This window comes from Blautia sp. MSJ-9 (assembly GCF_018919065.1).
In the GTDB taxonomy this organism is placed as follows: Bacteria; Bacillota; Clostridia; order Lachnospirales; family Lachnospiraceae; genus Blautia_A.
This window is the reverse complement of sequence record NZ_JAHLQG010000031.1, coordinates 61,669-73,067: the sequence shown is the minus strand read 5'-3', so window position 1 is coordinate 73,067 and position 11,399 is coordinate 61,669. Positions and strand designations below refer to the sequence as shown.

The window sequence follows — 11,399 nt, the reverse complement described above, 5'->3', positions numbered from 1 at the left end:
GGGTCAATATATATGGAAATAAGAAAAGCATCTGTGCAGGATCTGGATCAGATCATGCAGATTTATGAAAAAGCAAGAGAATTTATGCGTACAAACGGCAATGCAGAACAGTGGGGAGACGACTATCCGTCAAGAGAACTGATAGAGCAGGATTTAGACCGCATGTATCTGTGCATAGAAAAGGAACAGATTGCCTGTGTATTTTACTATGCAGTGGAAGAAGATGAAGACTACAGACGGATTAATGGAAAATGGCTGAACGAAGAACCTTATGCGGTAGTTCACAGGGTTGCATCAACAGGAATTGTGAAAGGCGCCGCCTCTTACTGCCTGGACTGGGCATATTCGCAGATACCGAATATCCGAATGGACACCTATGCAGATAATATTCCAATGCAGAGACTTCTGGAGAAATGCGGGTTTCAATATTGTGGTTCTTTTGAACGTGTAGGATTAGATAAATGGATGGCATATCATAGAGCATGATCTTAGATGTTTGGGCTGATTCTTTTAAATTAACCAGAATATAAACTAATGAGAATATAAAAATGGGGACTGTAGGTTCGAATGAGCTACAGTCTCCATTTTTTAACTGAAACTGCGGAGCAGATCAGTTTTATTCGATTATGAGCAAGTAACGAAGCAGATGCTTTTATCCGCTTGACCGGATTTATCAGGTGGTAAAGAAACTATAGCTGTCTGATAAATTACATATTCTCAACAATCTGACGTGCTACATAAACACCACTTGCAGAAGCATGTGACAGGGAATGAGTGACACCACTTCCGTCACCGATGATATACAGCCCTTTATATCTGCTCTCCAGATTTTCATTAATCTCAACTTCCATATTATAGAACTTAACTTCCACACCATAGAGAAGGGTATCGTCGTTTGCTGTACCAGGAGCAATTTTATCCAGAGCATAAATCATCTCGATGATTCCGTCAAGGATACGCTTCGGCAGAACAAGGCTCAGGTCACCAGGAGTAGCTGCCAGTGTCGGGCGTACCATACCCTCTTCGATACGTGCGACGGTACTTCTTCTTCCACGTACCAGATCTCCGAAACGCTGAACAATAACGCCACCGCCAAGCATATTGGAAAGGCGTGCGATACTTTCGCCGTATCCATTACTGTCCTTAAAAGGCTCTGAGAAATGCTTTGCAACCAGAAGTGCAAAGTTTGTATTCTCGGTCTGCTTGGACGGATCTTCATAGCTGTGTCCGTTAGCTGTGACAATACCGTTTGTATTTTCGTTTACGACAATACCGTAAGGATTCATACAGAAAGTTCTTACATTATCTTCGAATTTTTCTGTTCTGTAAACAATCTTGCTTTCATAAAGCTCATCAGTCAGATGGGAGAAGATAACGGCCGGGAGTTCTACACGTACACCAAGGTCTACGCGGTTAGATTTGGTTGGGATATCCAGCTCCTTACAGACTTCTTCCATCCATTTGCTTCCGCTTCGGCCAACAGAAACAATACATTTGCTGCAATCTGTTGTACCGTCTTTTGTGATGATACGATAACCGTCATCCAGGAGCTCCAGATGTTCTACCGGAGTATTAAAGAAGAAATCCACATGCTCTTTTAATTTGGCATAAAGATTCTCCAGAACTACATAATTGATATCTGTTCCCAGATGACGCACAGAAGCATCCAGAAGTTTTAATTTATTCTGCATACAGAGCTTCTTAAATTTTGTTCCTGCAGTAGAATACATTTTTGTATCCTGACCGCCGTAGGCAACGTTAATGTCATCTACATAACGCATCAGATCAAGAGCTTCTTTCTTACCGATGTGCTCATAAAGAGTTCCGCCAAAGTCATTGGTGATGTTGTATTTACCGTCAGAGAAAGCACCGGCACCACCGAAACCACTCATAATAGCACAGGTTTTGCATTTAATACAGGTTTTTACTTTATTTCCATCGATTGGGCAGTGCCTTTTATTCAGGGGATTACCTGATTCAAAAACAGCAATCTTAAGATCCTTGTTCTGTTCCATCAGCTCATAAGCAGAAAAAATGCCGCCAGGTCCGGCGCCAATGATTACTACATCATATTTCATATAGGTTACAATCCTTTCAAGTGAATATTTTTTACGGGTTGGTTTAATTATGGTTAGCATGTTGTATAATCCTTAAAAAGTATAACATAAATGCAGAAAAAAATCCTTTGTTTTTATAAATAAATTCATAGGTTAGATTTATAAATGAGTGCATTTTGAAGGAAATTTAGAAGAAATCAAGTGTAGGATTTATGAAAGAAGAAATGCAGAAGAAACATTAAAAAATAGTGCAGATTGTTCTACCAAAAGATACAAAACAATTATAACACAAAACAGATTATTTTTCCTGAGATACAGAGCTGTCCGGGATATGTTCTACAATATCTCCGAAATCGCAGTCAAGAATTGAACATAAAATATCAAGACTGCGGATTTCTACATTTTTATTATGGCGGAGTTTATCCAGAAAAGAATTACTGATCCCATAGTAGGTATACAGGTCATACTGGGAAATTCCACGTTTTTTCATTGTCTTCCATAATTTTGCGTAACTTATCATTTGTTATAACCGTCCATTTTGTTCTTGCTTCGTTTCTATTATCAAGGTAAAATGATTCTTATAACAGTGTCTTTATAACGACACTATGAGAAGGAAAGTGATAAGATGAAGACGATCAGAAAGATAATGACAGGTGCAGGAACAGCATTGATATGTGCGGTAATGTATTACTGTTTTGTATGTGGTGCGCCGCGGCAGGGAAGAGGGCATCTGTTTTATATGGTAATAACAGGGATATTCTGTGTTTCAGTATGGACGGCTGTTATGGGAACTATATGGTATGTAAAATGGCTTCGCAGAAAGAATTCAGAGTTTGAAAATATGATAGATACTTTGCTGAAAAACATAGACGAACTTGACAAATAGGCGATTCTGCCCTAGTATAAAAACCAACGAACAAGAAAGGGGAATCCTGCAAAATGAGTGAAAAAGTCATCAAAGCCGCACTGTTAGGATTTGGAACAGTAGGAACAGGTGTATATAAAGTACTAAAGAATCAGGAAGAAGAAATGACAGCCAAGATCGGCTGTAAAGTTGAGATCAAGAAGATCCTTGTCAGAAATATCGAGAAAGCAGCAGCGAAACTGGAGGATGCATCCATTCTCACCAGCCAGTGGGATGAGATCGTAAATAATCCGGAGATTGAGATCGTGATAGAGCTGATCGGAGGTATTAATCCTGCCAGGGAGTATATCCTTTCTGCATTAAAAGCAGGCAAGCATGTAGTATCTGCAAATAAAGACCTGATTGCAGTACATGGACATGAACTCCTGGAAGCGGCACATGAGAATAAAGTAGATTTTCTGTTTGAGGCAGCAGTAGCAGGTGGAATTCCGATCATCAGACCGCTGAAGCAGTGTCTTGCCGGAAACCATATGACAGAAGTAATGGGTATCGTAAACGGAACCACAAACTTTATTCTGACCAAGATGACTCAGGAAGGTATGGAATTTAAGGATGCCCTGGCACTTGCCACAGAACTTGGCTATGCAGAGGCAGACCCGACAGCAGATATCGAAGGTCTCGATGCAGGCCGTAAAGTTGCGATCCTTGCATCTGTAGCTTTTAATTCCCGCGTAGTATTCAATGACGTATATACAGAGGGAATCGCAAAGATCACATCAAAGGATATCAACTATGCAAAAGAGATGGGACGCGATATCAAGCTTCTCGGTGTTGCCAGAAACGAAGCAGACGGAATCGAGGCATATGTCTGCCCGATGCTGATCCCGAGTTCTCATCCACTTGCAACTGTAAATGATTCCTACAACGCAGTATTTGTTCACGGAGATGCAGTAGAGGACGCTATGTTCTTCGGAAGAGGAGCAGGAGAACTTCCAACAGCAAGCGCAGTAGTAGGTGATGTATTTGATATCGTAAGAAATATCCTGATTGGATGCTGCGGAAGAATCGGATGCACCTGTTATAAGGAAATTCCGGTTAAGAAGATGGAGGACACACATAACCGTTATTTCATCCGTCTCAAAGTAGAGGACCGCTGCGGTGTACTTGCTGAAATGACCGCTATTTTTGCAAAATATCAGGTCAGCGTAGCTCAGATCATCCAGAAAGATACCAAAGTAGAAGGATGTGCAGAGGTAGTTGTGATCACTGAGAGCGTAAGAGAAGGCGATTTCAGAACTGCCATCGAAGAACTGAGAAACAGAGATTCCGTAAGAAAGATTTCTACGATTATCCGTGTATATGGCAAATAAATCAGGAATAATAAAAGATATAAGTAAAAAAAGAATTGAAAAATCCTGAAATTTTGTTACTATATAAAGAGGCAAATCAGTTACTAATGAAACACATATAAAAGGAGAACATTATGAGCAAAAAACCAACCGTATTAATGATTCTTGATGGATATGGTCTGAATGACAAAAAAGAAGGAAACGCTGTATACATGGCTAAGACTCCTGTAATGGACAAGCTGATGGCAGAATATCCTTTTGTAAAAGGAAATGCAAGCGGACTGGCAGTAGGTCTTCCGGACGGACAGATGGGTAACTCCGAAGTAGGTCATATGAACATGGGCGCAGGTCGTATCGTATACCAGGAACTTACCAGAATCACAAAAGAGATCCAGGACGGAGATTTCTTCAAGAATGAAGCTCTTCTTGCAGCAATGAAGAATGCAAAAGAGAACAACTCTGCAGTACACTTTATGGGACTTCTCTCTGACGGTGGTGTACACAGCCACAACACACATCTCTATGGATTGCTCGAGATGGCTAAGAGAGAGGGCGTTGAGAAAATTTACGTACACTGTTTCCTCGACGGACGTGACACACCTCCTGCATCAGGAAAAGAATTCGTAGAAGCTCTCGAAGCAGAGATGAAGAAGATCGGTGTAGGTGAAGTTGCTACAGTTTCCGGACGTTACTATGCAATGGACCGTGACAACCGCTGGGATCGTGTAGAGCTTGCATACAATGCTCTTACATCCGGAGAAGGCGTAAAAGGAACAGACGCTGCAGCAGCAGTTCAGGCTTCCTATGACAATGACAAGACAGATGAATTCGTACTCCCTACAGTAATCGAGAAAGACGGACAGCCGACAGGTGTTGTATCTGACAATGACTCTGTTGTATTCTTCAACTTCCGTCCTGACCGTGCACGTGAGATCACAAGAGCATTCTGCGATGATGATTTCCAGGGATTTGAGAGAAAAGCAAGACCACACGTTACATTTGTATGCTTCACAGAATATGATGATACCATTCAGAACAAACTGGTTGCATTCCACAAAGTTCAGCTTCAGAACACATTCGGCGAATATCTTGCAGCTCACAACATGACTCAGGCACGTATTGCTGAGACAGAGAAATATGCACACGTTACATTCTTCTTTAACGGCGGTGTAGAGGAGCCAAACAAGGGCGAGGACAGAATCCTTGTAAAATCTCCGAAGGTTGCAACTTATGACCTTCAGCCGGAGATGAGCGCACCACAGGTTTGCGAGAAACTGGTAGATGCGATCAAATCTGACAAATACGATGTGATCGTGATCAACTTCGCTAACCCGGATATGGTTGGCCATACAGGCGTACAGGAAGCTGCAGTAAAAGCAGTAGAGACTGTAGACGAATGCGTAGGCAAAGCAGTAGAAGCTCTGAAAGAAGTTGACGGACAGATGTTCATCTGCGCTGACCACGGTAATGCAGAACAGCTTATCGACTATGAGACAGGTGCTCCGTGGACTGCACATACAACAAACCCTGTACCATTCATCCTTGTAAATGCAGACCCGAAATACACACTGCGTGAGAACGGATGCCTTGCAGACATCGTTCCTACACTCATCCAGCTTATGGGAATGGAACAGCCTGCAGATATGACAGGTAAATCTCTTCTTGTAGAGAAATAATAGATGAAATAAATGTTGGTGGGTAAAACTCAATACTCTGAAAAGGGAAAACAGCATCAACCAGCAGTAAAAAATTAAACATAAAATTGACCTTGTAGATTTGTAGTAGTGCAGATCTTCAAGGTCTTTTTTTATTGGATTTTAGGGAAAAACCTTGATTTGTGCAACTTTTTTAGCACACAAATAAAAATCAAATTTTATTTAGTTCAGGATAATGGATATTACCTTTTGAAAGATAACGTAAATTTGCAAGAATATAGAGAAATTTAGAAATTGCATTTTAGGGAAAATAAAATAGTAGAGATTCCTGTAAAAATGGCGATTTCCAGAAATGCCTTTTCCCAAAAATGAATTTATTATGTTTTTGGGAAACAAAAATTCAATTTTGGGATATTTTTGGGAACTAAATATTATTGAGAAAGGTGGAATAAGATGAGGAAAAAGAACTATAAGGGACGTTGTGAAAAGCGTATGCTTTCAAAGTGCAGAGATATATGTCGTACTTATGATCCAATTCAAACTATCTATGCGGAAATTCTTGAAAGAGATTCTGAAATAATAGAAATTCAATGTAATGTTGTACTAGAAGATTTAGAAGATGGGATATATATGTCTGATTTCCTATGTACAAGAACAGATAATGAAAAAATGGTGAGAGAATGTGTGAAAAGAAATCATTTAATGAAACCACTGACAGTAAAATTGTTGGATATGTCGAGAGAGTATTGGCTAAGACATGGTATTGAAGATTGGGGGATAGTAATTAATGAAGAATAATTGTCTTTTAAAAAATGGTAACAATATCATACGAATATTGGATCAGCAACCAGATAAAAAACTTATAATTGATTGCATAAAACAGACAATGCCAAAATGGGTAAAAAATGAAAAAATTAGGTTGTTTTCACCTTGCACAGAACAAGAGTTACATAGTATCACAAATACAAAGATTAAATCAATGGAATCATTTGATACAGACAGCAGAAAATTTATTCATACGCATTTTTCTTTGATTGCCAGTATCTTGCCTTTTATTGCAGATAGTGCAAAGAGAAGCCAAATGATAGAAAATATCGCAGAAGAAATGCATGTAAGTAAACAAACGATACGTCATTATTTATGCTTATATTTAATTTATCAGGATATATCTGTACTAGCCCCAAAACAGAAACAAGAAAGAGAACTTTCCAGCGATCAGAAAAACATGCGTTGGGCACTTAACAAATTTTTCTATACAAGAAATCAAAATAGTTTAAAGACAGCGTATACTTTAATGCTGAAACAGAAATATTGTGATATAAATGGAAAACTGCTGCCAGAATATCCGACATTTAACCAATTTAGATATTTTTACCGTAAAACAAAAAGTATGCAAACTTACTATATTTCACGAGATGGATTGAAAAATTATCAGAGGAATAATAGACCGTTGGTTGGTGACGGCGTACAGCAATTTGCGCCAAATGTTGGGGTGGGCATGTTGGACGCAACCATTTGTGATATTTATCTTGTTGATGATGCTGGAAACCTTGTAGGAAGACCCGTGCTTACTACTTGTATAGATGCTTATAGTAGTCTATGTTGCGGATATTCGTTGACTTGGGAGGGTGGTATGTACAGCTTAAGGAATTTGATGATAAATGTTGTTACAGATAAGGTAGAGTGGTGCAAAAAATATGGAATAGTCATAAATAGAAATGAATGGAATAACAGTCAACTTCCGGGTGTATTGGTTACAGATATGGGAACAGAATACAGATCAGAGAATTTTGAACAATTGATAGAATTGGGGATTACAATAACGAATCTTCCTCCATATCGTCCAGAATTAAAAGGGTCGGTGGAAAAGTTTTTTGATTTAGTGCAGGGATACTATAAAAAATATCTCAAAGGAAAAGGCGTTATAAACTCCGATTTCCAAGAAAGAGGATCACACGATTATAGAAAAGATGCATGTTTAACGATGAAAGATTTTGAATGTGTAATATTACGCTGCATTATTTTTTACAACTCAAAACGTATCGTAGAAAATTTTCCATATACAGATCAGATGATTGCTGAAAATGTATTGCCGTATGCAAATTGTATATTTGAGTGGGGTAAAAATCAATTAGAAGCAAATATGATTTCTGTTAGAAAGAATGAAGTCATATATTCTCTGCTGCCTAGAACAAGCGGTAAATTTACTAGGTTGGGTTTAAAGGTTAATAAAATGCGATATCATCGCAAAGGATATACAGAAGAATATTTGACCGGTGGCGAAGTTTGTGTGGCATATAATCCTGATGATGTGACAACAGTGTGGGCATTGCTAGATGGTCAATATATGGCTTTTGATCTTATAGAAAGACAATATAACGGCAAAAGTATGGAGGAAACACAAATACTAAGAAAGTGTCAGAAAACACTTATATCGGGCGAAAATAGGAAAAGTACGCAAGCTCAGATAGACCTTGCACGTTATATTGAAAATATTGCGAATAATGTATGTTATAAGTCAGACGTAAAAGTGAAAGATATCCGCCAAACACGAAAACGTGAGACACGGAGGGCGCATATAGACTTTGTAAAGGACAGTGAAAAGAATGAATAAAATTCCTAATATTATAGATAATTTACCGCCGATGTTATCAGGAAAAGAACTAATATCTGCATTGAGTGTTCTGCCGGAGTATGATTCTGAAATTGTAAATGCAAGTGCAGCAGAGCGATTAATGGCGCTATCTGATATATATAGAATCTATATTCCGTCAAAAATGTCACAGGAAATATACAGTAAATTTTATCTTGCTTTAATGCGATCTCTACAGAAAAAATGTATAAATACAGCTAGGCAGCAGAGAGAGAATTTTAAAGTAATACAACATAAATCATCTTATAATGGCGGGATTATTGGAGGTTCGGATTCGTTTTCTATTATCGGAAATTCTGGGATAGGAAAAAGTGCATCTATTTTTAGGTCAATTCAGCTATTAAGGGGCAATAAAGTAATAGAAATGAAAAATCCATATGCAAAGATTATTCCTATTTTGGTTGTACAAACACCGTTTGATTCATCAACAAAAGGATTAATGCTTGAAATTTTGAGAAAAATTGATGAATTACTTGGCTCGAAATATTACGAAAATGCTATAAGATCAAAAGCGACAACAGATTCATTGATTGGTTGTGTAAGTCAGATTGCATTGAATAATATTGGATTACTCGTTCTCGATGAAATTCAAAACATATGTCATTCGAAAAATGGAAGAAACTTGGTTGGAAGTATTACGCAGCTAGTTAATAATTCAGGTATTAGTATTTGTTTTGTTGGTACGCCGGAATGTAAAGATTTCTTTGCTAAAGCAATGCATCTTGCTAGGAGAACAATGGGATTGCAATATGGGTCTATGGAGTATGGAACAGAGTTTATTGCGTTCTGCAAAATAATTTTTCAGTATCAATATATGGAAAAACATGTGGAAATCACGGAGAGAATTATAGAATGGTTGTATGAACATTCAAATGGTAATGCGTCTATAGTGGTATCAATTTTACATGATGCACAGGAAATTGGCATTCTTTCAAGTGAAAAAGAGCTAACATTGGGACTATTAGAAAAAGCATATAACAATCGTATGGAGGTATTACATAACTATGTAGAGTTTTCAATGATACGAAAATCAACCAAAAGAAAAAAGAATGAACAACAGCCAAATGATGAACTATTACTAAGCGATAGTGTCAAAATTGCAGACATTGTTGTAGAGGCAAAAGAAAGCGGAGAGAACATAGTTACATTATTAAAGAAAAATCTAACAGTTGTGGAGGTGAGAGTATGATTTTATATTTACCAGAAATATATGAAGATGAAACTATGTATAGTTTTCTATCGAGGTCATATGAAAAAGGTGGCTATGTATCGCAGACTCAGGCAATGGAAGAATTTCTAAAAAATCCAAAAGAAAGATTAGAATTTGCATTTTGTAATGATATGTCTAAGGAGATTGTTGATTATCTGACAAAAAATTGTAAGTGGGAAGATATGTTAAATAATCATACTTTATGCAATTATTATGGGCGATATTTAGATTTAAAACAAAGAGTTAAAGCTATGCAAGCACTTAGGGAGTTAAAAGGGAATTACGCCAATTTGTTTTCAATTACGCCAATTAGAAATGGAACAGAATATTTAAGATATTGTCCAATGTGTGTAAAAGAAAATAGAAACAAGTACGGAGAAACATATTGGAATAGGCTTCATCAAGTGCCGGAACTTACAGTGTGTCCAAAACATAAATGTAAGCTATTAAATAGTACAATCAAAAAGGATAGACATAAAATGCATACGTTTAATACTGCAGAAAACAATATAACGAATTTGAAATTTGAAAAGGGATCAGATTTGGAAATAAAAATTGCAGAGTATATAAGGGCAATGGTTTGTTTACCGATAAATGTTTATTCTGTCATACATCCAGGACAGTATCTTATATCACAAATGGAGAGTACGAAGTATCTTTCGAATAGAGGAAAGATTATAAAATCAAGTTTGTTATATAGTGATATGATAAAATTTTACAAAGATCTGGATAGAGGGATTCAAGAACAATGGCAGATTTCGAAAGTATTACATGAAGAAAGAATAAATCCATATGAAATTATTCAGATAGGGCTTTTCTTGAATATTTCGCCGGAAGAACTAATAAAATGTCAGTTATCTGATAAGAAACCAGAACAGAATTTTGATGACAGAGTTATAGAAATGCTTCAGGCGGGTAAAAGTACTTATCGTGTTGCGAAAGATTTATATGTTTCTACTGCACTTATCAATTTAATTAGAAGAAAACATGAAATACCTACTTATACAGATCCAAGATATATAACAAAGAAATCCGAAAATACGCAAGAGAAGATTGTTAAGTTAAGGAAAATTTGGCTTGAAACAGTTTCTAAATATCCAGGATATTCATTTACACAGATATGTGAAACATCAGAATATAAATTACAACTAAGATGGTTAAGAAGAAATGATTATGAATGGACAGAGAAACATTTTCCACAAAAATGTAAAAGTCAAGTGAAAAATAAAAGACTGGAAGAGCTAGATAAAAAATATTTTCCGCAAATGGACTCTATTATTGCTGACTATAAGAAAACAAGTGATGGAATACCTAAAAGGGTTACAGTTAATGCAATAAATAAATTCATGGGATTAAATAATCGCGATTTGTATAATATGAAGAAATGTAGCGAAACAGTGAAAAAATATGAAGAAAGTCAAGAGGAATTTTGGGCACGAAAGATACTATGGGCATTATCTGTTATTGAAGAGCGAGGTGGAAAGTTGGGATGGAACAGTGTGAAAAATTTGGTTCATATAAGTAATATGAACTTTTACCAACATAAAGATTATTTTAGTAATAAAATAGGAAAGGAAGTAATTGATATGATTAGTCCGAGATGAATAAAG

The 11,399-nt window shown here is 37.0% G+C and carries 10 protein-coding genes; 8 read left to right on the top strand and 2 right to left on the bottom strand.

Annotation, left to right across the window (positions count from 1 at the left end):
• Positions 1 to 12: 12 nt before the first annotated feature.
• On the top strand, positions 13 to 486 hold the full coding sequence (locus KQI87_RS08225; RefSeq protein WP_216459698.1) for a GNAT family N-acetyltransferase: 474 nt from the start codon (positions 13 to 15) through the stop codon (positions 484 to 486).
• A gap of 221 nt (positions 487 to 707) precedes the next feature.
• Here the strand turns inward: KQI87_RS08225 and KQI87_RS08220 are convergent, their stop codons facing one another.
• Positions 708 to 2,138 carry an NAD(P)/FAD-dependent oxidoreductase gene (locus tag KQI87_RS08220; protein WP_216459697.1) on the bottom strand — a complete coding sequence of 477 codons (1,431 nt, stop codon included), beginning with the start codon at positions 2,136 to 2,138 and terminating at the stop codon, positions 708 to 710.
• A gap of 217 nt (positions 2,139 to 2,355) precedes the next feature.
• Positions 2,356 to 2,577, bottom strand: coding sequence for a helix-turn-helix domain-containing protein (locus tag KQI87_RS08215; RefSeq protein WP_216459696.1), 222 nt, complete (start codon positions 2,575 to 2,577; stop codon positions 2,356 to 2,358).
• 105 nt (positions 2,578 to 2,682) lie between these two features.
• Between KQI87_RS08215 and KQI87_RS08210 the strand changes: the two genes are divergently transcribed.
• The 7 genes from KQI87_RS08210 (at position 2,683) to KQI87_RS08180 (ending at position 11,393) form a co-directional block, all read left to right on the top strand.
• A complete protein-coding gene (locus tag KQI87_RS08210; protein ID WP_216459695.1) occupies positions 2,683 to 2,943 on the top strand; it encodes a hypothetical protein in 261 nt (86 codons plus the stop codon).
• Between the two features lie 53 nt (positions 2,944 to 2,996).
• The gene (locus tag KQI87_RS08205; RefSeq protein ID WP_216459694.1) at positions 2,997 to 4,292 is read left to right on the top strand and encodes a homoserine dehydrogenase; all 1,296 of its coding nucleotides are present in this window, start codon (positions 2,997 to 2,999) and stop codon (positions 4,290 to 4,292) included.
• Between the two features lie 113 nt (positions 4,293 to 4,405).
• On the top strand, positions 4,406 to 5,947 hold the full coding sequence (gene gpmI, locus KQI87_RS08200) for a 2,3-bisphosphoglycerate-independent phosphoglycerate mutase (RefSeq protein ID WP_216459693.1): 1,542 nt from the start codon (positions 4,406 to 4,408) through the stop codon (positions 5,945 to 5,947).
• Positions 5,948 to 6,379: 432 nt separating this feature from the next.
• Entirely contained in the window at positions 6,380 to 6,724 is a 345-nt protein-coding gene (locus KQI87_RS08195; RefSeq protein WP_118247697.1) for a hypothetical protein, read from the top strand.
• Positions 6,714 to 8,540 carry a DDE-type integrase/transposase/recombinase gene (locus tag KQI87_RS08190; RefSeq protein ID WP_118247698.1) on the top strand — a complete coding sequence of 609 codons (1,827 nt, stop codon included), beginning with the start codon at positions 6,714 to 6,716 and terminating at the stop codon, positions 8,538 to 8,540. The genes KQI87_RS08195 and KQI87_RS08190 overlap by 11 nt, the downstream gene beginning before the upstream one ends.
• Positions 8,533 to 9,768 (top strand): TniB family NTP-binding protein, encoded by a 1,236-nt coding sequence (locus tag KQI87_RS08185; RefSeq protein WP_216459692.1) that lies wholly within the window; start codon positions 8,533 to 8,535, stop codon positions 9,766 to 9,768. The genes KQI87_RS08190 and KQI87_RS08185 overlap by 8 nt, the downstream gene beginning before the upstream one ends.
• Positions 9,765 to 11,393 carry a TnsD family Tn7-like transposition protein gene (locus KQI87_RS08180; protein ID WP_118247700.1) on the top strand — a complete coding sequence of 543 codons (1,629 nt, stop codon included), beginning with the start codon at positions 9,765 to 9,767 and terminating at the stop codon, positions 11,391 to 11,393. The genes KQI87_RS08185 and KQI87_RS08180 overlap by 4 nt, the downstream gene beginning before the upstream one ends.
• Positions 11,394 to 11,399 lie beyond the last annotated feature (6 nt).

Coding starts and splice junctions, on each gene's coding strand:
- KQI87_RS08225 (WP_216459698.1), top strand. CDS start 13: ATGGAAATAAGAAAAGCATCTGTGCAGGATCTGGATCAGATCATGCAG.
- KQI87_RS08220 (WP_216459697.1), bottom strand. CDS start 2,138: ATGCTAACCATAATTAAACCAACCCGTAAAAAATATTCACTTGAAAGG.
- KQI87_RS08215 (WP_216459696.1), bottom strand. CDS start 2,577: ATGATAAGTTACGCAAAATTATGGAAGACAATGAAAAAACGTGGAATT.
- KQI87_RS08210 (WP_216459695.1), top strand. CDS start 2,683: ATGAAGACGATCAGAAAGATAATGACAGGTGCAGGAACAGCATTGATA.
- KQI87_RS08205 (WP_216459694.1), top strand. CDS start 2,997: ATGAGTGAAAAAGTCATCAAAGCCGCACTGTTAGGATTTGGAACAGTA.
- gpmI (WP_216459693.1), top strand. CDS start 4,406: ATGAGCAAAAAACCAACCGTATTAATGATTCTTGATGGATATGGTCTG.
- KQI87_RS08195 (WP_118247697.1), top strand. CDS start 6,380: ATGAGGAAAAAGAACTATAAGGGACGTTGTGAAAAGCGTATGCTTTCA.
- KQI87_RS08190 (WP_118247698.1), top strand. CDS start 6,714: ATGAAGAATAATTGTCTTTTAAAAAATGGTAACAATATCATACGAATA.
- KQI87_RS08185 (WP_216459692.1), top strand. CDS start 8,533: ATGAATAAAATTCCTAATATTATAGATAATTTACCGCCGATGTTATCA.
- KQI87_RS08180 (WP_118247700.1), top strand. CDS start 9,765: ATGATTTTATATTTACCAGAAATATATGAAGATGAAACTATGTATAGT.